The following is a 23,038-nucleotide window of genomic DNA, read 5'->3' as shown; positions in this document are numbered from 1 at the left end:
CTCCAAGGCAAGCCCCGCAGGATGCTCTTTGATCACCGAAATACTTCAGCTCGTGCGGCTTTATCGAGCAACAACGCCGGCGGCGAGAACCGCTCGCCATACTGTTCGGCCAGGTAGCGGGCGCGGGCGATAAAGTCGTTGAGGCCGTACTGGTTGATAAACTGCAACGCGCCACCACTCCAGGCGGCAAAGCCAATCCCGAAGATCGACCCCACGTTGGCGTCCGCGGTGGACATCAACACGCCCTCCTCCACGCAGCGCACAGTTTCGATGGCCTGGATAAACAGCAAACGGTCGCGCACATCCTGAGCTGAAATCCGCTGGTCGGCTCGCTCGAAGCGCGCTTTCAACTCAGGCCACAAATGCTTCTGCCCGCCCGCCGGGTACTCGTAGAAACCGCCCCCCGCCGCCTTGCCCGCGCGTTTGTACTCGTTCACCAACAGATCAATCACCACCGTCGCCGGATGGCTCGGCACTGCTTTACCTTCCGCCTGCAGATCCTTGGCAGTCTGCTGTCGGATATGGCTCATCAGGCTGAGGGACACTTCGTCGGACACCGCCAACGGCCCCACCGGCATACCCGCCTTGCGCGCCTCGGTCTCGATCATCGGCGCAGCCACGCCTTCGCCCAACATGGCGATGCCTTCATTGGTGAAGGTGCCGAACACCCGCGAGGTGAAGAACCCACGGCTGTCGTTGACCACGATCGGAGTTTTCTTGATTTGCAGAACGAAATCGAAACCTCGGGCCAGGGTTTCGTCCGAAGTGCGGGCGCCCTTGATAATTTCCACCAGGGGCATCTTGTCCACCGGGCTGAAGAAATGCAGGCCGATGAACTTGCCTTGATCCGGCACCGCCGTGGCCAGGCCGCTGATGGGCAAGGTGGACGTGTTGGAGGCGATCACCGCGTCGGCACCGACCACACTGTGTGCGGCAGCCGAGACCTTGGCCTTGAGTTCACGGTCTTCGAACACGGCCTCGATGATCAGGTCGCAGCCGGCCAGATCAGTATCTGAAGCCGTAGGATGAATCTGCGCGAGGGTGCTTTCGCGCTGCTCGGCGGTCAATTGCCCACGGCTGACCTTCTTGTCCAACAGCGCCGCCGAATGTACCTTGCCCTTCTCGGCGGCTGCCAGGTTGATGTCCTTGAGCACGACTTCGATGCCCGCACAGGCGCTGACATAGGCGATGCCCGCGCCCATCATCCCGGCGCCGAGCACTCCGACCTTACGCGTCACGTAAGGCGCAAAGCCCTGAGGCCGCGAGCTGCCGGCATTGATTTCATTGAGCTGGAACCAGAAGGTGCCGATCATGTTTTTCGCCACCTGCCCGGTGACCAATTCGGTGAAGTAGCGGGTTTCGATCAGGTGTGCGGTGTCGAAATCCACCTGCGCGCCTTCCACGGCGGCGCAGAGGATTTTCTCCGGGGCCGGGAAGCAGCCATGGGTTTTGCTGCGCAAAATCGACGGTGCGATGGCGAGCATTTGCGCAACTTTCGGGCTGGACGGCGTACCGCCGGGAATCTGATAGGTCTTGTTGTCCCACGGCTGCTTTGCCTGCGGATTGGCGAGAATCCAGGCGCGGGACTTGGCTAGCAGCTCCGTGCGATCTGCCGCCAGCTCATCGACCAACCCGGCTTGCAGCGCTTGCTGTGGCCGAACTTTTTTGCCTTCAAGCAAATACGGCAACGCCTTTTCCAAGCCCAGCATGCGCACCATCCTCACCACGCCACCACCGCCTGGCAACAGGCCAAGGGTGACCTCCGGCAAACCGAGTTGTACCGACTTGTCGTCCAGCACGATGCGGTAATGACACGCCAGGCAGATCTCCCAACCACCGCCGAGGGCTGCGCCATTGATCGCGGCCACCACCGGTTTTCCGAGGGTTTCCAGGCTGCGCAGTTGTGCCTTCAACACCAGGACGCTGGCGTAGAAATCCTTGGCGTGGGCCTTGTCGACCTTGATCAGTTCATTGAGGTCGCCGCCGGCGAAAAAGGTCTTCTTCGCCGAGGTGATAACCACACCGGCAATGTCGTCCTTTTCCGCTTGCAGGCGTGCGACGGTGGCCGCCATCGCCTCACGGTACACGGCGTTCATGGTGTTGGCGCTCTGGCCGGGCATGTCGAGGGTCAGCACCACGATCTGGTCCTGGCCTTTTTCGTAACGAATGGCATCGGTCATGACAAATTCCTTGGGCTCAGAGACGTTCGATAATGGTGGCGATGCCCATGCCGCCGCCCACACACAGGGTGGCCAGGCCGTAGCGCTGCTGGCGCGCCTCCAGTTCGTCGAGCAGGGTGCCGAGGATCGCGCAGCCCGTGGCGCCCAGCGGGTGGCCCATGGCGATGGAGCCGCCGTTGACGTTGACGCGCGCGGCGTCGATGCCCGTGTCCTTGATGAATTTGAGCACCACCGAGGCAAAGGCTTCGTTGACCTCGAACAGGTCGATGTCTTCGACGCGCAAACCGGCCTTGGCCAGCGCTTTACGGGTGGCCGGCGCAGGTCCTGTGAGCATGATGGTCGGGTCGGTGCTGGTGACGGCCGTGGCGACGATGCGCGCCCGAGGTTGCAGGCCCAGCTCGCGGCCCTTCGCTTCGGAGCCGATCAACATCAACGCGGCGCCGTCGACGATGCCGGAGCTATTGCCCGGTGTGTGGACGTGATGAATGCGTTCCACATGGCTGTAGACCCGCAATGCGGTGGCGTCGAAGCCCATCTGCCCCATCATTTCGAAGCTGGGCTTGAGCTTGCCGAGGCCTTCGAGGGTGGAATCGGCGCGAATGAATTCATCATGGTCCAGCAGCACAATGCCGTTCTGGTCCTGCACCGCGATCAGCGACTTGTTGAAGGAACCGTCTGCACGCGCCCTGGCCGCTTTCTGCTGGGAGTGTAGGGCAAAGGTATCGACGTCCTCGCGGGTGAAACCTTCCAGGGTAGCGATCAGGTCGGCGCCAATGCCCTGGGGCGTGAAGTGGCTGTGCATATTGGTCTGCGGGTCGAGCACCCAGGCCCCGCCATCGCTGCCCATGGGCACACGGGACATGGACTCCACGCCGCCGACCACCACGAGGTCCTCGAAGCCGGAACGCACTTTCATCGCGCCGAGATTGACCGCTTCCAGGCCCGAGGCGCAGAAGCGGTTGATCTGTACACCGGCGACACTGATGGCCCAGTCCGCCACCAGGGCGGCGGTCTTGGCGATGTCGGCGCCCTGGTCGCCCACCGGCGTGACGCAACCGAGCACGATGTCATCCACCTGGTGGGTGTCGAGGTCGTTGCGTTGCGCCAGCGCCGTGAGCAGGCCGGCCACCAGGTTTACCGGCTTGACGCTGTGCAGGGCGCCATCGGCCTTGCCTTTGCCGCGGGGCGTGCGTATCGCATCAAAGATCAAAGCTTGGGTCATGACGTCCTCGAACCATTGCGCAGTAGTGCCCTTACCTTAGGCCCGATTGACACGGTTTCAATGACGGATGCGCTCATTGCTTTTGACCGCCATGCTCGGACGAACGGTAGGCAACTAAGGTAATTGCTGGATTAATCGTTTTAGCTGTCTAGCCAAGGTATTGGCGCCAAGATGGCGATATGCCTCATGCCTTTTTAAGCTGAAATCCTGATTAAGTAATATGAAATGGATCTAAGCCGCGCAGAACGACGGCTCTAAGGTTCAATCAGTAAGAAGTTGCTGCCGGGTTTTGCTGGAGCAACTGTAAGAAAAGCGACACGTCACCTTGCGATACTGAAATACACCGGCACGCATTTGACGCTCAGGAATAACAACAAAAGGCAGTCAGCCATGTTCAAACATTCGAAAGTACGTCAGGCGGGACTTATTCTGTTCGCCACCACATTGATTCTGATTTTGCCCAACCTGACCAAGATCATTGGGTGAACCCTCTGCACCCCTATTCTGTGCTTCAGAATTACAGCTTTTGGCAGCACCTGCCGGGACTTCGTGCATAGCGATCCTGTTGCAGGGGCTGCCTTTTTACACGCGCTTTTCCGGTATCGTGGGCCCTATCGCCACTTAACACGGGGCCGCCGTCTTGAAACCGATCTTCGCATTCCTTGCCTTGTTGCTCGCCCTGCCCGCCTCGGCGGCGCAATTGACCGTCGAGCTGGATCACTCCCGCAAGACGTGGGAAACCGCCGACCTGCTCAAGCATCCGGAAGCGCAGACGGTGCAGATCGTCGATGACGTTTCCTACAAGCGCAACATGACCTATCGCGCAGTACCGCTGGCAGCGCTCCTAGCGGGTCTTAAGCCCGATGACCATCTGCAAGCCGTTGCCCTGGATGGATTCGCCGCCGAACTGACGGCCGCCCCCTTGCTGCAAAAAAACGGCGCCCGCGCGTGGCTGGCCGTGGAAGACCCGGCCCACCCCTGGCCCCCATTGGCAGACGGCAAGCCGAGTGCCGGGCCGTTCTATCTGGTGTGGACCGATCCTCAGGCCGGGCATATCAGCCCGGAGCAGTGGCCATTCCAGATCTCCGGGATCAAGCAGTTGAAGACGGTGGCTGAACGTTTTCCGGCATTGTTGCCCGACCCGACGTTGGCGGCTGATGATCCGGTCAACCAGGGCTTTGCGCTGTTCCAGAAGAACTGCCTGGCCTGCCATCGCCTTAATGGCGCCGGGGATGCGCAGGTGGGGCCGGACCTGAATGTGCCCTACAACCCTACGGAATATTTCAGCGGCGACTTCCTCAAGCGCTATATCCGCGACCCGCAGAGCCTGAGGCACTGGCCACAGGCGAAGATGCCAGCGTTCGCCGCCAGTGTGTTGCCTGACAGCGAGCTGGAGTTGCTGGTGGGGTATTTGAAGCATATGGCGGGGCGTAAGCAGCCCTGAACCTGAACACGGCTCCTACAGTCGACCGGCTGTGTTCTGAGTCATTGCTGCTGGACCGAGATCACCGGCGTCGGCGCCACGAACACCTTGGCATGCATCTGCTCATGCCCACCGCCACGACGCATACCGCGCACCGGGCAGGCGTCGAGGTAGTCCAGGCCCACGGCGAGTTTCAGATGCCGCTCGGGCCGGGCCAGTTGGTTGGTCACGTCAAAGCTGTACCAGGCGTCATCCAGCCAGGCTTCGGCCCAGGCGTGGCTGGCCAGGTGGGTGCTGTCTTCCGTGTACAAATACCCCGACACATACCGCGCAGGAATGCCCAGGCTGCGCGCGCAGGCCAGGAATGCATGGGCATGGTCCTGGCACACCCCCGCGCGCCCTGCGAAGGCCTGGGCGGCGCAGGTGTCGACTTCGGTGGCACCCGGCGTGTAGACCATCGACTGGTTGAGGGCGTGCATCAGGTCGATCAAGGCCGTGCGATCACGACGTTGGTGGCAATGCTGTTGTGCAAAGGCGCGCAAGGCTTCATCGGCCTCGGTCAGGCGGGTGGAGCGCAGGAACGGAAAAGCTGACTGGCTCTCGTGCTCGGCCTCGCGCAACTCATCGATATCCACCTGGCCACGGGCGCCGATGATGATGGCGTCGTGGGGTTCGTCCAGGGTCAGCACATGCAGGATGTTGCCGAACGGGTCGATCTGCGCGCGCACCGGGCGCGGCAGGTCCAGTTGCCAACTGAGCACATGCTGGCGCTCGCTGTCGTGGGGCGTGAGGCGCAGGTACTGGATGCTGGCGCGGACCTGGTCGTCATAGTGGTAGGTGGTTTCGTGGCTGATGGAGAGTCTCATGCCGCCTCCAGGTAGGAACTGTAGATGGCGTCGCCCAACTGGCGGACCAAGGGGATAAAGTCGGTCAGCCAGGCATGCAGGCCTTCCTCAAGGATTTCATCAATCGCGGTAAACCGCAGCCGCGCGTCCATCTCGGCCGCCAGGCGCTGGGCCGGGCGCCCGTTGATGCCGGGCAGGCTGGCGAGGATCTGGTCGATCTCTTCGCTGCAGGCCCGCAGGGAGCGCGGTACATCGGCGCGCAACAGCAACAGCTCCGCGACTTGTCGGGCTCCGGGGGCGTCGCGGTAGATCTCGGTGTAGGCCTCGAACGACGATAGCGCGCGCAGCAAGGCACTCCATTGATAGTAGGCGTGGGCGGTGCCATCGGTGACGGCGTCGGCCTGGTCGCCGGCCATTTCATAACGCGCGTCCAGCAGGCGCAGGGTGTTGTCAGCGCGTTCGATAAACGTACCCAGTCGAATAAAACGAAAGGCGTCATTGCGCATGATGGTGCCGTAGGTCGCCCCCCGGAACAGATGGGAACGCTCCTTGACCCACTCGCAGAAGCGGCTCATGCCATAGCGACTGAGGCCCTGCTGTGAGATTTCGCGAATATCCAGCCAGGTGGCGTTGATGTTTTCCCACATGTCGGCAGTAATTCGCCCACGCACGGCATGGGCACTGGCCCGCGCGGCGCCCAGGCAGCTGTAAATACTGGCCGGGTTGGCCGCATCCAGGGCGAAGAAATGCAGCAGGCGTTCGGCGTGCAATTCGCCGTGACGTTCGCGGTAATCATCCAGCGTGCCGGTGATCAACAGCGGCATGGCCAGTTCGTGCAAGCCATCACCGCGCCCATCCTGGGGCATCAGCGACAGCGAATAACTGACATCGAGCATGCGCGCGAGGTTTTCAGCGCGCTCCAGGTAGCGCGACATCCAGTACAAATCCGAGGCAGTTCTACTCAACATGGCATCAGTCCTCGACCACCCAGGTGTCTTTGGTGCCGCCACCCTGGGACGAATTGACCACCAGCGAACCTTCACGCAGCGCGACACGGGTTAAGCCGCCGGGTACCACACGGGTTTCCTTGCCGGACAACACAAACGGGCGCAGGTCGATATGGCGCGGTGCAATGCCGTTTTCGACAAAGGTCGGGCAGGTGGATAAACACAGGGTTGGCTGGGCGATATAGGCGTGGGGCTTAGCCTTGATACGCGCGCGGAAGGCTTCGATTTCCGCTGCCGTGGACGCTGGCCCCACCAGCATGCCGTAGCCGCCTGAGCCTTGGGTTTCCTTCACCACCAGGTCTGGCAGGTTGGCCAGCACGTGGGACAATTCGTCGGGCTTACGGCATTGGAAGGTGGGAACGTTCTGCAGGATCGGTTCTTCATCCAGGTAAAAACGGATCATCTCGGTGACGAAGGGGTACACCGACTTGTCATCTGCTACCCCGGTGCCGATGGCATTGGCCAGTACCACATTGCCGGAGCGATACGCCGCCAGCAGGCCGGGCACGCCGAGCATGGAATCCGGGTTGAAGGCCAGCGGGTCGAGAAATGCGTCGTCGAGGCGACGGTAGATCACGTCCACGGCTTTGGGGCCGTCGGTGGTGCGCATGAATACGCGGTCGTCGCGCACGAACAGGTCGGCGCCTTCCACCAGTTCAACGCCCATTTCCCGCGCTAGAAAGGCGTGTTCAAAGAACGCGCTGTTGAAGCGCCCCGGGGTCAGGACCACCACGCTGGGGTTATCCAGGGGGCTGGCGCTTTTCAGGGTATCGAGCAGCAGGTTGGGGTAATGATCGATCGGCGCGATGCGCTGGGCGGCGAACAACTCGGGGAACAGGCGCATCATCATCTTGCGGTCTTCGAGCATGTAGCTCACGCCGCTCGGTGTACGCAGGTTGTCTTCCAGCACGTAGTAGGTGCCGTCGCCATCGCGTACGAGGTCGACTCCGGAGATGTGGGAATACAGGTCGCGGTGCAGGTTCAGTCCCTGCATCGCCAACTGATATTGCTCGTTGGCCAGTACCTGTTCGGCGGGAATGATCCCGGCCTTGATGATGCGCTGTTCGTGATAGAGGTCGGCGAGAAACATGTTCAGCGCCTTGACGCGTTGAATACAGCCACGCTCGACCATCCGCCATTCACTGGCGGGAATGCTGCGCGGGATAGTGTCGAAGGGAATCAGGCGCTCGGTGCCCTGTTCGTCACCGTAAAGCGTGAAGGTGATCCCGGCGCGGTGAAACAGCAAATCGGCTTCGCGCCGGCGCTGGGCCAGCAGTTCAGCAGGGGTTTCGGCCAACCAGCGGGCGAACTCGCGGTAATGGGGACGAACCTGGCCTGCCCCATCGTACATTTCGTCGTAATAAGTGCGGATCATGCCGAACTCCTTGTCACCCGGACGCAAGAACCATCGCAAGGCCCGTGCCAGCGGCATAAACACTTAAAAATCAGTGAGTTAAATATAAGCGAACAGCTGATCGCACCGTCCTGGTGCGCAGAATGCCCACTGCACTGCTGCACGCTTCATGGCGACGCAAGCTTTGGCTATCAACAGCATAGTCAGAGTTGATTTCACTGCCCGTCCAAGCCTGCGGATAATCCCCCTCATCAGCTGAACAGGACGTGTCCTACAGCTTTAACCATCGCGCAATCGGTACCGTAATAGCTCGTGTACCGACCGGCTCCTCCGGTCTTCCCTTTGGGCCACCCTATTCGGGTGGCCTTTTTTTTGGTGCTGGAAAGTGCAGCGCAAGTTCCACAAACTTTCATCCTGCCCAAACAAAATCGGCCGACCCAGAGGTCAGCCGATACGCGGTGTTGCTCATACAGTCGCGCTACATGGGTAACCCACGCACCTCCTGCTTGACGCCCCATCCTTCGATGATCCCGCCCAGCGGCTCGACCACCGCTTCAAAGTCCTGCTCGAAGTCTCCTATGCCGTCGTAGGTTGCGAACATGATCTTGCTCAGTTCCAGGTACCAGGCGCCATCGTCGCGCGCACTGACCTGGGCATTCAGGGACTCGCCACGAAATTCACCCGCGGCCCTGCGCGCACGTTCCTCATCCGGGAAAATGGCGTAGAACTCAATGGGGTGGAAACGTGAAAAGTCGAAACCGCCTTCTTTCATGCGGCGCAGAACGTTGGTGCTGATGTCTTCTTGATAGGCTGTGCTCATGAAACGTCCTCCTAAAACCGATGGATAGACTTTCCGTGCTTCCCAAAGCCCGCGCGCTGAAGACGCGGGTACCACGGCAACAACATCACCACGGGAAAACAAGCATGTAGCTGACAAGACCAGACCTTAGCGATTCATTCGCTGATCTCACTTGCAGAGTAGCGCGAAGCTATCACCTCCACCAGAGGTGCTTGAAGGGCAGAAAGGGAATGTTCAGGCGGCGGGCGAGATGTCGAGGATCTGGATACTGTTCTGGTCTTTGAGGATCTTCACCGTAGGCTCAGGCTTGCGGCCCTCAAGGTCATTGAGGTCGAGTTCGGCGGCCACGGGCACCAACTTGTTGCGAATCATGTGCGCCGCATCTTCGAGGCTGGGCTTCTGCTCGCAGGTGAACTGCTCCACGGACTGTACGCCGTGATCATCAACAAAGGTAATCTGCCACGTTTGCATCGGTGCCTCCTCGATAAAACCCGTGTGTGGGCTTACAACTATCTGGACCTTGAGGGCTGGGCAAACGTTCCACTCAAGTCAGGAGGCACTCGATCAACCGGGTTTATTTTTCAGCGTGTTCCTTCAAGGCTTTCAAGGTGTTGAACGGCGCGTCCACCACGAATTTGTTGGCCAGCCACGATGGCACGCTACCGCCTGGCTCAGTGTGTACCTGATAGGTGACTTCTGTCTCATTGGCGCCTTTGGGTACCAGTTTCCAGAAGCCCTCGACCTGGGCGACACGCACGTAGCCTTTTTCTTCGGGCTTGTAGGTCGGCACGCCCTGCAACTTGCGGGTTACGCTGCCGTCGGCGTCCTTGGTGGTGGTGACATGGATATACGAGTCACGATCGGTCACCGGGAACGGCGCCTTGAACTGGGTATAGGTCCAGGCCTCATCGCCCTTCTTGTCGACCAGTTTCTGGGATTTGCACTCATGAATCCACGAACAGGCGCCGGCCACATCTTCCTGCAGGGCCTGGATCTTGGCGACAGGTGCCTTGATCACGGTCACACCGCGATACGCCTTGTACTTGGAGCCGGCAACTTCGCTCAGGGACACCTTGATACCGTCTTCATCCTTGGCGACTTGCCAATCCTCAGCCTGGGCAGTGGCAGCAAATAACAGCGTAAAACCGCACAGCACAGCCAGTCGTTTCAGCGAACCCATTGTTGTATTCCTTATTGTTGAAGTTCCGATAGTAAAGCCCATCAAGCCGCCGTCATCTGCTCCCACCAGCCGATCAAGCGGATCGCATCGGCCTGGTCGGTGCCGCAGACATCGATATCCGCCTTGAAATCACTGCACACCGCCGGGCGTTCCGGCTGGCCGAACAGTTGGCACAGCTGTTCGACCGAGAGGTGCAGGCAGCGTTCACCCGCCGGTTTGCCATTGGGCATGCCGGGTAAGGGCGAACTGATAGAGGGGGCGATGCAGCAGGCGCCACAACCTTCACGGCAATTCATGACCAGCAGGTCCTCGACGACTCAATAGGGATGGCCGGGCTAGAGTACGCCCTTAAACAGCCGTTTTAAAATGGTCTAACAGGGGTTTTTCGCACAAAACAAAAGTGACCGACCGGTCTGCGACAGATGGTCGATGGTCGGCGTCACTTTGTAGAAATAATTTACTGCTTGAACTCGAATTCCAACGCAGCGCCTTCCACATCACGGCGCTCTTCGTTGCGCAATTGCAGCTTCATCTCATTGCTGAGCAAACGGCCGTTGATTTGGAACGCACTGTTGTCGGTAGGCTTTTCACCGAACATCGGCGGCAACAATGGCACGCTCTTGGGCTTGGGCATTGTACCCAGGGGCTGCAAGTGCCTGATCATGTCCGAAGGCAGGGACAAATCCAACTGTGCCGGTGGCAGTTTGGTCTGCGCTACTTCTTGGGCTGACTTGTTTTTCTTCGCCGTCGACGCACGTTTTTTCGCCGCGGCGGTTGGCTTCTTGGCGGCGGGTGCTTGTTTGGCGGGACTCGGTTTTTTTACCGGGGCATCCTGCTGGGTATTGGCAGCGGACTTGTTTTCAGCCACAGGTGACGCCGCCAGCACTGTACTGACGTTACACAGGCTTAACAGGCCAATCACCAAAGCAGCGCGAACAATCGAGGTCATATTGCCTACAGCATTAACGGCAGAGGGTCATATGCTCGCTTGTTGTGCGCAGCATGACAAGCGTGCTGATTAGCCAACCATCAGACTTGTCCCCATTGCACACCTCAAAAACCGGCTGCGGTTTCCTGGCATAACTGGCTGGCCAGCATCCCCAGGGTCATCAGCGCGCGCTCTGCCTCGCGGTTCCACGGCGTGCCGCAGTTAAGGCGAATGCAGTGGTTGAACTGCTCGGTGTTGCTGAAGATCAACCCGGGCGCAATGCTGATGCCCTGTTGCAGGGCACGCACGTGCAGTTCCTGGGTATTGACCCGTCCAGGCAAACTGACCCACAAGATAAAGCCGCCGGTCGGACGGGTCATCTGAGTGCCTTCGGGGAAATACTGCTGCACCGCCAATTGGAAAGCGCTGAGGTTCTTGCGGTATTCCTGACGGATGTACCGCAGATGCCGGTCGTAGCCGCCGTTCTCCAGATACGCGGCCACCCCCATCTGGGTGACGCTGCATGCCGAGTGCGTGCTGAACATCTGCAGGCGCTGGATTTCCTGCTGGTACTTGCCGGCGATCATCCAGCCGATGCGCACCCCTGGCGACAGGGTCTTGGAAAAACTTGAGCAATAGATCACCCGATCCAGGCGATCGTAGGCCTTCAAAGCCTTGGTGCGGCCGAGTTCGAACATCAGTTCGCCGTAGATATCGTCTTCGACAATCTGGATATCGAAATCCGACGCCAGGCGCAGTAACTGTTTCTGCCGCTCCTCGGGCATGGTGCCGCCCAGGGGGTTGCTCAGGCGCGTGGTCAGCACCAGGGCCTTGATCGACCATTGGTTGGCCGCCAGTTGCAAAGCTTCCAGGCTCATGCCGGTGGACGGGTCGCTGGGGATCTCGATGACCTTGAGGCCCAACAGGTCGGCCAGTTGCAGCAAGCCGTAGTAGGTCGGTGATTCCGCCGCGATCAAGTCGCCGGGACGTGTCAGCACCCGCAGCGACATCTGCAAGGCGTCAACACAGCCGTGGGTAATCACTACTTCGGAGGGGTCCACCACCACGCCGGCGTCACGCATGCGAATCGCCACTTGGCGGCGCAACGGCTCGAAACCGGGGCTGAACATGTAGCTGAAGGCACGAGGGCTCTGGAAGCGCGTGACCTTGGCCAATTGCTGGTGCAGCGCCCGCACCGGCAAGTAGTCGACACTCGGCACGGCGGCGCCCAGCGGAAATACACCTTCGCGACGCGACTCGCCCAATACTTGTTGAATGATGCTGCTGCGGGTGACCAACCCCGGGCGCTCGACCCGCGCGATGTCCGGCGTCGGCGCCGTCAGCGCTGGCGTCTGGTGCACGTAGTAACCGGACTGCGGCCGCGCCCGGATCAGCCCCTGGTCTTCCAGGTTGGCGTAGGCCTGCAATACCGTGGCGTGGCTGACATTGAGCTGGGAGCTCATCTTGCGCACCGAGGGCACGCGCTCGCCAGGTTGATAGACACCGCGACGGATGTCCTCAGCCAGTTGCTGGGCAATACGTTGGTAAAGCAACAGATTGGTCATGACGCAGCACTCGATTTCACGGGTATTTTATTTTTGTGTGAAACTTACCGGCACAGTTTAGAAGTGTACGGGGACAGTTGCCACAATAGTCGAGCGCGGGCGGGAGTGACAGCAAAAACTGTAAGGTGAGTGGAGAGAATACTCAGATGTATACAGAACAATGTGGGAGGGGGCTTGCTCCCGATGACGGAGTGTCAGGCGCCGAAAATAGTGACTGATCCACCGCTTTCGGGGTAAGCCCCCTCCCACACTTTTGATTTGCGCAAGGCTTCAGCGAGCGGCGCCCAACTGGCCCTTCTCGTCGGAGAACACTATTTCCACGCGACGGTTCTGCGCGCGGCCACGTTCGGAGGCGTTGGCTTCCACCGGGTACTGGTCGCCGTAGCCTTCAACCTGGATGCGTTTCTCATCGATCCCCAGGTCCACCAGCACATCGGCCACCGATTGCGCACGATCACGGGACAGTTTGAGGTTTTCCTGCTGACCGCCCGTATTGTCGGCGTACCCCTCGATGCGCACCACACGCTTGGGGTTCAGTTGCAGGAACTGCACGATTTTCAACACGGTGCGGTTGGCCGAGTTTTTCAACTCCGCTTCACCGGTATCGAACAGCACGTCGCCCAGGGTCATCACCAGGCCACGATCGGTCTGGGTGGTGGTCAGGCTGGCGATCTGTTCTTCGAGCCATTTACCCTGTTGTTGCACGCTGATCAGCTTGCTTTCACGCAGAGCCAATTGCAGGCGCTGGCGTTCCAGTTCGAGCTTGGCGGCCCGTTCTTCGTTGAGCGTCTGCTCGGTGTGTTCGCGGGCGATGGCGCTGTAGCGCTGGCTCAGGTAAGCGTAATGCACGACGTCCGGGCCGCTGCCCCAGTAGCTGGACAAGCGATCGGCCCGTGCCAGGGATTCACCGGCGCGAATCACGTCCTTGGGTGCAATACGCAGCACGTTGGCGTCTTCCTTGACCTTCTGGAAATCGCTACCCGCCTGTTGCAAGGCCTGTTCGCCATTGGGGTGGCTGGCACAACCGCCCAGTGCCGCACTGCCCAGCAGCACGGCACAGCTCAAACCACGCATCATCGGGCTCATTGGGCTTCCCCCAGCTGCAATTGCTTGCGCAGGCGCGTGATGCGGGTGTTGAGCACGTTCAGTTGTTCCTGGCTCTTGCGGGTCAGTACCTGGGCTTCGGCCAGGCGCGCGTCCAGCTCAGCCTGTTCGGCCTGCATGCGCGCGTCCTTATAGGATTGCTCGGCGATATCGGCCTTGGCCTGGGCGAATTTGTCTTCGGCCAGTTTCAGTTCGGCGGATTCATCGGCGCTGGCGCCCACGGCGTTGGCTTGTTCCAGGGCTTGCTGGGTGAGGCGAATTTGTTCATTCGGCGCAGGATCGGCTGCACATCCCGCCAGAGCGACAACGGCGAGGGCCGCGAAAAAAGGTCGAAGAGTCACTGAAAATCCCTACTTTGTTGGGGTGCCGACGGGTTGTTGCAATTGCGCTTTCCAACGCTCCAGATTGCGCTGCAGCGCGGCTTCCGTCACACCAGACCCGGGCAATTCTGTCATCTTTTTGGCCAGCTGTCCGCGCAGCCAAGGATCATTGCAGGCGGAGTTGTGGGAAATCGCCAGGTACAGGCCAGGTTGGTCGATGGGAATATCGCGGGCGACCAGGTCGTTGCTCAGGCCCAGTGTCTGGGCCATGGCCATGCCGGAGTAACGCCCGGCCAGCACGTAGTCCACCTCTCCCAGCAGCAGTTTCTGGAAGGCCGGGGTCAACGTGGGCAGGCGTTGCAGGGTCAGTTGCTGGCTGGCGAAGGTTTCAAAGTCGCGGCTCAAGCGTGCCCGCTCCGACACTGCGCCCTTGTGGCCATGCAGGTCGGCAGCCGTGGTGTAGACCAGCGCCGAATCCTTGCGGGTCCAGACCAGATAATCGAGCTGCACCAGCGCCGGGTGGATGTAGTCGAGGGTTTCCAGCTCGCCGAGGTTCAGCGGCGCATCGGCAAGGATATCCATGCGTCCGCTGCGCACTTCGTCCAAGGCCAGGGAACGCTTGCCACCGTAGAGCAGGTCGATTTTCAGACCGAGGTCCTTGGCCACCTGTTGCAATACGTCAGCAGTGGCGCCCATCAGGTGCGTCGGGTCTTGGGGGTCACGCCAAAGCAGAGGTGGTGCGTCCGGGCTGCCGGTGATCACCAGGCGATCACATTTGCCGGCGGCCAGGGCCAGGCTCGGCAGCAGTGTAAGTCCCAGCAGTACGGCCAAAGGGCGCAGTTCCATGGCGGTTTCTCCGGTGTTCAAAAAAGCCCAGGCAAAAAAAACCCGGTCACAAGACCGGGCTCTTTATAAGTGAAGCGACTGGATTAGACCAGCTTCTCCAACTCAGGTACGGCTTCGAACAAGTCCGCGACCAGGCCGTAATCGGCCACCTGGAAGATCGGTGCTTCTTCGTCCTTGTTGATCGCGACGATCACTTTGGAGTCTTTCATACCCGCCAAGTGCTGGATCGCGCCGGAGATACCGACGGCGATGTACAGCTGTGGCGCAACGATCTTGCCGGTCTGGCCGACCTGCATGTCGTTGGGTACGAAGCCTGCGTCAACGGCCGCGCGGGAAGCGCCGACCGCAGCGCCGAGTTTGTCGGCCAGGGCGTACAGGTGCTTGAAGTTGTCACCGTTCTGCATGCCGCGGCCGCCGGAAACGACGATCTTGGCAGCGGTCAGTTCAGGACGATCCGACTTGGCCAACTCTTCGCCAACAAAGCTGGAGGTGCCAGCGTCGTGGGCAGCGGAGACAGCTTCAACGGCAGCCGAACCACCTTCAGCAGCAACCGGATCGAAACCGGTGGCACGCACGGTGATGACTTTGACGGCAGCGGTCGATTGCACGATGGCAATCGCGTTACCGGCGTAGATCGGGCGCTTGAAGGTGTCAGCGCTTTCTACCGAAACGATCTCGGAGATCTGGTCAACGTCCAGCTGTGCGGCAACGCGCGGCAGGATGTTTTTGCCGTTGGAAGTGGCGGCAGCCAGGATGTGGCTGTAGCCAGCGCCGAGCTCTGCTACCAGAGGGGCAACGTTTTCCGGCAATTGGTGAGCGTAAGCGGCGTTGTCGGCCAGCAGTACTTTGCTCACGCCAGCCACTTTGGCTGCGGCTTCAGCCACGGCGCCAGCGCCTTGACCGGCGACCAGTACGTGGATGTCGCCACCGATTTTAGCGGCAGCAGCAACAGTGTTCAGGGTGGCCGGGGCCAGCACCTTATTGTCGTGTTCTGCGATTACCAAGATAGTCATGATTAGATTACCTTCGCTTCGTTTTTCAGTTTCTCAACCAGTTCAGCCACCGACTTGACCTTGATGCCCGCGCTGCGTGCAGCTGGCGCTTCGACTTTTACGGTCTTGTTGGTGGAGGCGGTGGAAACGCCCAAAGCGTCCGGAGTCAGCACTTCGAGAGGCTTCTTCTTGGCTTTCATGATGTTTGGCAGGGACGCGTAGCGCGGCTCGTTCAAACGCAGGTCGGTGGTGACGATGGCCGGCAGTTTCAGGGAAACGGTCTGCGCGCCGCCGTCGATTTCACGGGTCACAGCTACGCTGTCGCCGCTCACTTCGACTTTCGAGGCGAAGGTGCCCTGGCCGTAACCGGTCAGCGCAGCCAGCATCTGGCCAGTCTGGTTGTTGTCGCTGTCGATCGCCTGTTTGCCAAGGATCACCAGCTGAGGCTGTTCCTTGTCGACAACGGCCTTGAGCAACTTGGCCACGGCCAGGGAGGTCAGTTCTTCAGCGGATTCGACGAGGATGGCACGGTCGGCACCCAGCGCCAGGGCGGTACGCAGCTGCTCTTGGGCAGTGGTCGGGCCGATGGAAACCACAACGATTTCAGTCGCTACGCCTTTCTCTTTCAGGCGTACAGCTTCTTCCACGGCGATTTCACAGAATGGGTTCATCGACATCTTGACGTTAGCAAGATCGACGCCGGAATTGTCCGCCTTGACGCGAACTTTCACGTTGTAATCGACAACGCGTTTGACAGCTACAAGAACCTTCATGGATTCCTCGTTACTCTCCGGTGAAAAGAAAGTCGCCTAGGCGAACCTGGCGGTTGATGCTCATCGGCACACAAGGGCACCTCCAAAAACACCGGCAATCGTCGGCAGGGGACCTTGCTCACGGGAGTGATGACCGTTCGTCAGCGGTGACTGAGAGGTCATTCATTATCGTGGCGTGTAAACTGCGCGCCATCGTGGCTCGCGCGTCACCCTTATTTGCCTTCAGCCTGTCTTTCGAGGTGGCCTTGAAACCCACAGTCTGCCTACGGGATGCGCAAAACCGACCGTATATTGACCGGAACACCTATTCCGGTCAATACGGCAAAATGGTCAGTTATAAGCCGCGTCGCTTTGATTTACCTAGCCTGCGGGCAATTCAAACAAACGTTTGTATTGGACGCTGCCAGTGGTCTATATATAATGCGCCACCTAGAGAGAAAGGTGCGTCGTCCCCTGCCCCTTGCATGAGATTTCTGCAGGCAATGTCGGACGGATTACCGAACCTCCACCCATTAGAAAAAAAAGCCGTTGAGCCTTGAGTAGGAGATAGCCTGTGGAACGCGAATACATGGAATTCGACGTGGTCATCGTCGGCGCTGGCCCGGCGGGCCTGTCTGCCGCCTGCCGACTGAAGCAGAAGGCCGCCGAAGCCGGTAAGGAAATCAGCGTCTGCGTGGTCGAGAAAGGCTCCGAAGTGGGCGCCCACATCCTTTCCGGTGCCGTGTTTGAACCACGCGCCCTGAACGAACTGTTCCCGGACTGGAAGGAACTCGGCGCCCCGCTCAACACCCCCGTGGTGCGCGATGACATCTATGTCCTGCGCAGCCCCGACACCTCCACCAAGGTCCCCGACTTCTTTGTGCCCAAGACCATGCACAACGAAGGCAACTACATCATTTCCCTGGGCAACCTGTGCCGCTGGCTGGCCCAGCAGGCCGAGAACCTGGGCGTGGAAGTCTACCCAGGCTTCGCCGCCCAGGAAGCACTGTTCGACGAAAACGGCGTGGTGCGCGGGATCATCACCGGCGACCTCGGCGTCGACCGTGAAGGCCAACCCAAAGAAGGCGTCTACACCCCCGGTATGGAACTGCGCGGCAAGTACACGCTGTTCGCCGAAGGCTGCCGTGGGCATATCGGCAAGCAGTTGATCCAGCGCTTCAACCTGGACAGCGATGCCGACGCCCAGCACTACGGCATCGGTCTCAAGGAAATCTGGGAAATCGACCCGGCCAAGCATCAGCCAGGCCTGGTGGTGCACACCGCCGGTTGGCCGCTGGACATCATGAGCAACGAGAACACCGGTGGCTCGTTCCTCTATCACCTGGAAAACAACCAGGTGGTCGTTGGCCTGATCGTCGACCTGTCCTACAGCAACACCTTCCTGTCGCCGTTCGATGAGTTCCAGCGTCTCAAGCACCACCCGGTGCTGGCCCAGTACCTCGAAGGCGGCAAGCGCATCAGCTACGGCGCACGCGCCCTGGCCAAGGGCGGCATCAACTCGCTGCCGAAGATGGTGTTCAACGGTGGTGCGCTCATCGGCTGCGACCTGGGCACCATGAACGTGGCCAAGATCAAAGGCAGCCACACCGCGATGAAGTCCGGCATGCTCGCTGCCGATGCCGTGGCCGAGCGCCTGTTTGCCGAATCCGAAGGCGGCGATGAGCTGACCAACTACGTCGACAGCTTCAAAGCCAGCTGGCTCTACGAAGAACTGTTCGCCAGCCGCAACTTCGGCCCGGCGATGCACAAGTTCGGCCCGATCATCGGCGCCGGCTTCAACTGGTTCGACCAGAACATCCTCGGCGGCAAGATGCCGTTCACCCTGCACGATACCAAGCCGGACTACGCCTGCCTGAAGCTGGCCAAAGACAGCAAGAAGATTGACTACCCGAAACCCGACGGCAAGCTGAGCTTCGATAAGCTGAGCTCGGTGTTCATCTCCGGTACCAACCACGAAGAAGAGCAGCCGTGCCACTTGAAGTTGAAAGACCCGAGCATCCCGATCGGCACCAACCTGCCGCTCTACGATGAGCCGGCGCAACGCTACTGCCCGGCCGGTGTGTATGAAGTGATCACCAAGGAAGACGGCGAGAAGCGCTTCCAGATCAACGCCCAGAACTGCGTGCACTGCAAGACCTGTGACATCAAGGACCCTTCGCAGAACATCACCTGGGTCACACCGGAAGGCGCGGGCGGGCCGACTTACCCGAATATGTAAGCCAAACGAGGCTCCCAAATGGGAGCCTTTTTTATGGCGTCAAACTCGGTCAACTGTGGGAGGGGGCTTGCCTGAAATGACTATGCAGCCCGCTCTTCGCCAGGGTTGCGCTCGAAGTAGCGCTTGTACTCGCGACTGAACTGCGACGTACTCTGATAGCCCACATTGTGTGCCGCCTGCGCCACGCCCATGCCCTCCACCAGCAGCAACTGCTGAGCCTTGAGCAAGCGCAAACGCTTCAAATACTGCACCGGCGACAACAACGTGCAGCGTTTGAAATGCTCGTGAAACGTCGACGCACTCATATGCGCATACCCCGCCAACGTCTCGATATTCAGCGGCTCGGCGTAATGGGCATGCAGGTGACTCAACGACGTGGCGATTCGCGAGAACTGCCCTTGCTGTTCCACCAACGCGCGCAGCACATCGGCCTGGGGGCCGCGCAAGGCGGTGAACAATAATTCGCGCACCCGTGCCGGGCCCATGATCCGGCTTTCCAGCGGATCGTGCAGGCACTGCAACAGCCGCTCGACACAGCCGCGCATGGTGTCATCCAAGACCACCGAACTCATCGACTCCAGGGTTTGTGCAGTCGGCGGCGGCCCGGCCTGCATGCCCATGGCCATCACCAATTCACCCAGCACCACGCGGTCAATGCCCACGGTCACGCCCAGCAGCGGCGCACCGGGCGCCATGGCGAACGTCTCGCACTCGAACGGCACCGGCATCGCCTGGATCAGGTAGTGCCCGGCGCCATACTCCAGCGTACGCGGGCCCAGGTAGGCGACCTTGCTGCCTTGGGCCACGAACATCAGGCTCGGCTCATAGATCTGCGGGCCGCGCGCTACGTCGCAACTGGCGCGCAGCACTTGTACGCCAGGCAAGTGGGTCGGGGAGAAACCATCGCGGGACGTCAGCCCCTCGATCAGGGAAACCAGCGTCGCGTTGGCATCAAGATGGCGAGTCAACAACATGGCAAAAAACTTCGCGAAAAAGGGATGAGACCATCATCGCAGGTCTGGCGGCCGATGAATCCAAACAAGGGGCACTCCCGGACGAATAGGCATGAGACTCGGAGCAATCGCCATGGCCGCACCAGGGAGTGGCGCGGAGAATGGCCCGCCTCATCTGTCACTGCTTTTGCGAGGTTTTCTCCATGTATACCGCCATCGGTTACGCCGCCCAGTCGGCCACCACTCCCCTCGCCCCCATGTCGTTTGAACGCCGCAGCCCGCGCGCCGATGACGTGGCCATCGAGATTCTCTACTGCGGCGTGTGCCACTCCGACATCCACCAGGCCCGTAACGAATGGGGCATCGCCGTGTACCCGCTGATGCCTGGCCACGAGATCGTCGGCAAGGTCACTGCCGTCGGTGCCAGCGTGACCGCGCATAAAGTCGGCGACCTCGTCGGCGTCGGCTGCATGGTTGATTCGTGCCGCCACTGCGAAGCGTGCAAATCGGACCTGGAGCAATATTGCCTCGAAGGCCCGACCATGACCTACGCCACCCCGGACCGCGTCGACGGCAGCAACACCATGGGCGGTTACTCCGACAGCATCGTGGTCAGCGAGCACTTTGTGGTGAAGATCCCGGCCAAGCTCGACCTGGCCAGCGCTGCGCCGATCCTGTGCGCGGGCATCACCACCTATTCGCCGCTCAAGCACTACGGCGTCAAGGCTGGCGACAAAGTCGGGATTCTCGGCATGGGCGGCCTGGGCCATATGGGCATCAAGTTCGCCAAGGCCATGGGCGCGGAAGTGACGCTGTTCACCCGTTCGGCGAGCAAGGCTGAAGAAGGCCGTCGCCAGGGTGCCGACCATGTGATCGTGTCCACCGATGCCGAACAGATGAAAGCCGCCGCTGGCAGTTTCGACTTCCTGCTCGACACCATCCCGGTGCAGCACGATCTGAACCCCTACCTCGACGTGCTGCGCTTTGATGGCGTGCACATTTTGGTTGGGTTGATTGAGCCAGTGGACCCACCGGTACATGCCGGCAAGCTGGTCATGAGCCGCCGAGTGCTGGCCGGCTCCTTGATAGGCGGCATTGCCGAAACCCAGGAAGTCCTGGATTTCTGCGCCGAGCATGGCATCACCTGCGACATCGAAATGCTCGACATCCGCCAGATCAACGAGGCTTACACCCGCATGATCGCCGGTGATGTGAAGTACCGTTTTGTCATCGACATGGCAACCTTGAAGGTCTGATCAGGCTTTCGCGCCCAACTCCGCCGACAGCCGCGCTGCGACCTGTTTGATCACAGGGATCAGCTCGGCCATTTTCTCCAGCGGCATGTAGGGCACGGTACTGGCGATGCTGATGCCGGCGACGATTCGCCGGCTGGCATCGCGCACCGGTGCGGCCACGCAACGGATCGACGGTTCGTTGTCTTCCAGGTCGAACGCATAACCGCCCACCACATACTCACGCATGCGCTGCTCGAACTGCGCCCAGGACTGTTCTGGATGCTGCGGCCATTGCAGGTTTTTCCCACCCGCCGGCAGGCTGGTCTCGTACAAACGCTGCCACTCTTGCACCGAGTCATCCAGCAGCATCGCCTTGCCCACGCCCGTGCGCGCCAGCGGCATGCGATGACCGACCCGCGAGCGCATTTCCGGGCCGTTGCGGCCAGGGTTCTTGTGCAGGTAAAGCACGTCGTCGTATTCACGAATGGCCAGGTGGATGGTGTCGCCGGTCAGCGCCGACAACTCGTCCAGGTACGGCACCGCCAGGGTCACCAGCGGCAGCTCTTCGCGGGCCTGAAACCCCAGTTCGATCAACTTCGGCCCCAGCAGGTAGCCGACTTGCGGGACCACGCGCAGGTAACGCTCTTCCACCAGGCAACTGGCCAGGCGGTGGGTGGTGCTGCGGGTGGTGCCGATGCGCTTGGCGATCTCTTTCAGATCCCGCGCACCGGCCGCCACCGCTTGCACCACGCCCAGGCCACGCAGCAGGGTCTGGGTACCGGTAGGGGCGGCGTCTTTGGCGGGGGTGTGGGCGTTTTCCTGCATATCGGGCCTATAAGTATGAAAGCGGGGGCATTATGGCAAATACCGCCCCTCAATACAGTGGAGATCCAAAGGTGGGAGGTGTTCGGTCTAGCGCTGCTTCATGCGGTCGATGATGACCGCCAGCAACAGGATCGAGCCGCGGATCACGTACTGGTAGAACGTGTCGATATTCTTCAGGTTCATCGCGTTCTCGATGATCGCCAGGATCAGCACGCCGGCAATCACATGGCGGATCATGCCGATGCCGCCGCTCAACGACACCCCGCCCAGCACACAGGCAGAAATCACCGTCAGCTCGAAGCCTTGGCCGATCATCGGCTGACCCGAGGTCATGCGCGAGGCGAGGATCACCCCGGCCAAGGCGCCGATCAAACCGTGTACGGCAAAGATGATGATCTTGGTGCGATCAACGTTCACCCCGGCGAGCAGCGCCGCTTCCTGGTTGCCCCCGATCGCCATGGTGTTGCGCCCATAGGTGGTGTAGTTCAGCAGCCAGCCAAAAAACACAAAGCACAGCACGGTGATGATGATCGGCACCGGCACGCCCAACAGTTGGCCGTTACCGAACACAAAGAAATCCTCGTTCATCACCCCCACGGCTTTGCCGTTGGAGAAGATGTAGGCCAGGCCGCGCACGATCTGCATGGTCGCCAACGTCGCGATCAAGGCGTTGATGCGCAACTTGGCAATGACGATGCCGTTGATCAGTCCCACTACCAGGCCCATGGCCAATGCGGCCGAGACACCCAACGCCACGCTATCGGTATCGCGAATCACGATCCCTGCCACCACACCGGCGCAGGCAATGACCGAGCCCACCGACAAGTCGAAGTGCCCCGACGCCAGGCAGAACAGCATGGTGCAGGCGGCGATGCCCACCGTGGAAATCGCCAGGCCCAGGCCGCGCATGTTCAACGGCGAGAGGAAGTTGTCGATAAACAGCGCGCTGAGCAAAAAGATGCCCAATGCCGCCAACAGCATCACCCAGTCATCGAGAAACTTGCGCTGGTTGAAACCCGGCCAGAAGCCCTTTGCAGTTTTTACCTGAGACATGCCTACACCCTCTTATTCTTCAAGCCCGCGAACGCGGGAGTGCCAGTTGCAGCAGGCGTGCTTCATCCGCTTGATCGCGGCTCAGTTCGCCGGTCAGCGCGCCTTCGCTCATCACCAGGATGCGATCGGAGATGCCCATCACTTCCATCAGGTCGCTGGACACCACAATCACCGCAATGCCCTGGGCCGCGAGGTTATGGATAATCTGGTAGATCT

The 23,038-nt window shown here is 60.4% G+C and carries 22 protein-coding genes and 1 pseudogene; 3 read left to right on the top strand and 20 right to left on the bottom strand.

The window, feature by feature from the left end:
- Positions 1 to 32: 32 nt before the first annotated feature.
- Both J1G35_RS26690 and J1G35_RS26685 read right to left on the bottom strand, forming a co-directional pair.
- On the bottom strand, positions 33 to 2,180 hold the full coding sequence (locus tag J1G35_RS26690) for a 3-hydroxyacyl-CoA dehydrogenase NAD-binding domain-containing protein (RefSeq protein WP_223016473.1): 2,148 nt from the start codon (positions 2,178 to 2,180) through the stop codon (positions 33 to 35).
- Positions 2,181 to 2,196: 16 nt separating this feature from the next.
- Entirely contained in the window at positions 2,197 to 3,402 is a 1,206-nt protein-coding gene (locus tag J1G35_RS26685; protein ID WP_223016472.1) for an acetyl-CoA C-acetyltransferase, read from the bottom strand.
- Between the two features lie 640 nt (positions 3,403 to 4,042).
- Between J1G35_RS26685 and J1G35_RS26680 the strand changes: the two genes are divergently transcribed.
- Positions 4,043 to 4,846, top strand: coding sequence for a cytochrome c (locus tag J1G35_RS26680; protein WP_223016471.1), 804 nt, complete (start codon positions 4,043 to 4,045; stop codon positions 4,844 to 4,846).
- 41 nt (positions 4,847 to 4,887) lie between these two features.
- Here the strand turns inward: J1G35_RS26680 and J1G35_RS26675 are convergent, their stop codons facing one another.
- From J1G35_RS26675 to J1G35_RS26610, 14 genes are all read right to left on the bottom strand, one after another.
- On the bottom strand, positions 4,888 to 5,691 hold the full coding sequence (locus J1G35_RS26675; protein ID WP_053139430.1) for a transglutaminase family protein: 804 nt from the start codon (positions 5,689 to 5,691) through the stop codon (positions 4,888 to 4,890).
- Complete coding sequence (locus J1G35_RS26670; RefSeq protein WP_053139428.1) at positions 5,688 to 6,638, bottom strand: alpha-E domain-containing protein; 951 nt, start codon at positions 6,636 to 6,638, stop codon at positions 5,688 to 5,690. Before J1G35_RS26670 ends, J1G35_RS26675 begins: the two co-directional genes overlap by 4 nt.
- A gap of 4 nt (positions 6,639 to 6,642) precedes the next feature.
- Positions 6,643 to 8,052, bottom strand: coding sequence for a circularly permuted type 2 ATP-grasp protein (locus tag J1G35_RS26665; RefSeq protein WP_053139427.1), 1,410 nt, complete (start codon positions 8,050 to 8,052; stop codon positions 6,643 to 6,645).
- Positions 8,053 to 8,509: 457 nt separating this feature from the next.
- Positions 8,510 to 8,851, bottom strand: coding sequence for a ribonuclease E inhibitor RraB (locus tag J1G35_RS26660; protein WP_015885395.1), 342 nt, complete (start codon positions 8,849 to 8,851; stop codon positions 8,510 to 8,512).
- A gap of 213 nt (positions 8,852 to 9,064) precedes the next feature.
- Positions 9,065 to 9,301 carry a hypothetical protein gene (locus J1G35_RS26655; protein WP_053139424.1) on the bottom strand — a complete coding sequence of 79 codons (237 nt, stop codon included), beginning with the start codon at positions 9,299 to 9,301 and terminating at the stop codon, positions 9,065 to 9,067.
- A gap of 103 nt (positions 9,302 to 9,404) precedes the next feature.
- Positions 9,405 to 10,010, bottom strand: a complete 606-nt coding sequence (locus tag J1G35_RS26650) for an START domain-containing protein (protein WP_223016470.1) — start codon at positions 10,008 to 10,010, stop codon at positions 9,405 to 9,407.
- Positions 10,011 to 10,051: 41 nt separating this feature from the next.
- Positions 10,052 to 10,306 (bottom strand): YkgJ family cysteine cluster protein, encoded by a 255-nt coding sequence (locus J1G35_RS26645; protein ID WP_017527406.1) that lies wholly within the window; start codon positions 10,304 to 10,306, stop codon positions 10,052 to 10,054.
- 161 nt (positions 10,307 to 10,467) lie between these two features.
- Entirely contained in the window at positions 10,468 to 10,959 is a 492-nt protein-coding gene (locus tag J1G35_RS26640) for a translation initiation factor 2 (RefSeq protein WP_223016469.1), read from the bottom strand.
- A 104-nt stretch (positions 10,960 to 11,063) separates the two neighbouring features.
- The gene (locus J1G35_RS26635) at positions 11,064 to 12,503 is read right to left on the bottom strand and encodes a PLP-dependent aminotransferase family protein (protein WP_017527404.1); all 1,440 of its coding nucleotides are present in this window, start codon (positions 12,501 to 12,503) and stop codon (positions 11,064 to 11,066) included.
- Between the two features lie 270 nt (positions 12,504 to 12,773).
- On the bottom strand, positions 12,774 to 13,589 hold the full coding sequence (locus J1G35_RS26630; protein WP_223016468.1) for an OmpA family protein: 816 nt from the start codon (positions 13,587 to 13,589) through the stop codon (positions 12,774 to 12,776).
- A complete protein-coding gene (locus J1G35_RS26625) occupies positions 13,586 to 13,948 on the bottom strand; it encodes a DUF4398 domain-containing protein (RefSeq protein WP_223016467.1) in 363 nt (120 codons plus the stop codon). Before J1G35_RS26625 ends, J1G35_RS26630 begins: the two co-directional genes overlap by 4 nt.
- 9 nt (positions 13,949 to 13,957) lie before the next feature.
- Complete coding sequence (locus J1G35_RS26620; RefSeq protein WP_223016466.1) at positions 13,958 to 14,773, bottom strand: transporter substrate-binding domain-containing protein; 816 nt, start codon at positions 14,771 to 14,773, stop codon at positions 13,958 to 13,960.
- Between the two features lie 83 nt (positions 14,774 to 14,856).
- Positions 14,857 to 15,786 (bottom strand): FAD-binding protein, encoded by a 930-nt coding sequence (locus tag J1G35_RS26615; protein ID WP_223016465.1) that lies wholly within the window; start codon positions 15,784 to 15,786, stop codon positions 14,857 to 14,859.
- 2 nt (positions 15,787 to 15,788) lie between these two features.
- On the bottom strand, positions 15,789 to 16,538 hold the full coding sequence (locus J1G35_RS26610) for an electron transfer flavoprotein subunit beta/FixA family protein (protein WP_024076934.1): 750 nt from the start codon (positions 16,536 to 16,538) through the stop codon (positions 15,789 to 15,791).
- 553 nt (positions 16,539 to 17,091) lie between these two features.
- On the opposite strand from J1G35_RS26610, the gene J1G35_RS26605 reads away from it, so the two are divergent.
- On the top strand, positions 17,092 to 18,756 hold the full coding sequence (locus tag J1G35_RS26605) for an electron transfer flavoprotein-ubiquinone oxidoreductase (protein ID WP_223016464.1): 1,665 nt from the start codon (positions 17,092 to 17,094) through the stop codon (positions 18,754 to 18,756).
- A gap of 80 nt (positions 18,757 to 18,836) precedes the next feature.
- On the opposite strand, the gene J1G35_RS26600 is transcribed toward J1G35_RS26605, so the two are convergent.
- Entirely contained in the window at positions 18,837 to 19,730 is an 894-nt protein-coding gene (locus J1G35_RS26600) for an AraC family transcriptional regulator (protein ID WP_053139407.1), read from the bottom strand.
- 182 nt (positions 19,731 to 19,912) lie between these two features.
- Here J1G35_RS26600 and J1G35_RS26595 point away from each other — a divergent pair, with 182 nt between their 5' ends.
- Positions 19,913 to 20,965 carry an NAD(P)-dependent alcohol dehydrogenase gene (locus tag J1G35_RS26595; protein ID WP_053139405.1) on the top strand — a complete coding sequence of 351 codons (1,053 nt, stop codon included), beginning with the start codon at positions 19,913 to 19,915 and terminating at the stop codon, positions 20,963 to 20,965.
- Here the strand turns inward: J1G35_RS26595 and J1G35_RS26590 are convergent, their stop codons facing one another.
- From J1G35_RS26590 to araG, 3 genes and pseudogenes are all read right to left on the bottom strand, one after another.
- Complete coding sequence (locus J1G35_RS26590; RefSeq protein WP_053139402.1) at positions 20,966 to 21,769, bottom strand: IclR family transcriptional regulator; 804 nt, start codon at positions 21,767 to 21,769, stop codon at positions 20,966 to 20,968.
- Positions 21,770 to 21,856: 87 nt separating this feature from the next.
- On the bottom strand, positions 21,857 to 22,822 hold the full coding sequence (gene araH, locus J1G35_RS26585; RefSeq protein ID WP_053139400.1) for an L-arabinose ABC transporter permease AraH: 966 nt from the start codon (positions 22,820 to 22,822) through the stop codon (positions 21,857 to 21,859).
- A 19-nt stretch (positions 22,823 to 22,841) separates the two neighbouring features.
- Positions 22,842 to 23,038 (bottom strand): annotated as a pseudogene (araG, locus tag J1G35_RS26580) (L-arabinose ABC transporter ATP-binding protein AraG); the annotation flags it as partial.

The sequence above is a fragment of the Pseudomonas sp. SH10-3B genome, from assembly GCF_019891415.1.
Classification (GTDB): Bacteria; Pseudomonadota; Gammaproteobacteria; order Pseudomonadales; family Pseudomonadaceae; genus Aquipseudomonas.
The sequence above is the reverse complement of the archived record's forward strand: the minus strand, read 5'-3'. Positions and strand labels throughout refer to the sequence as shown.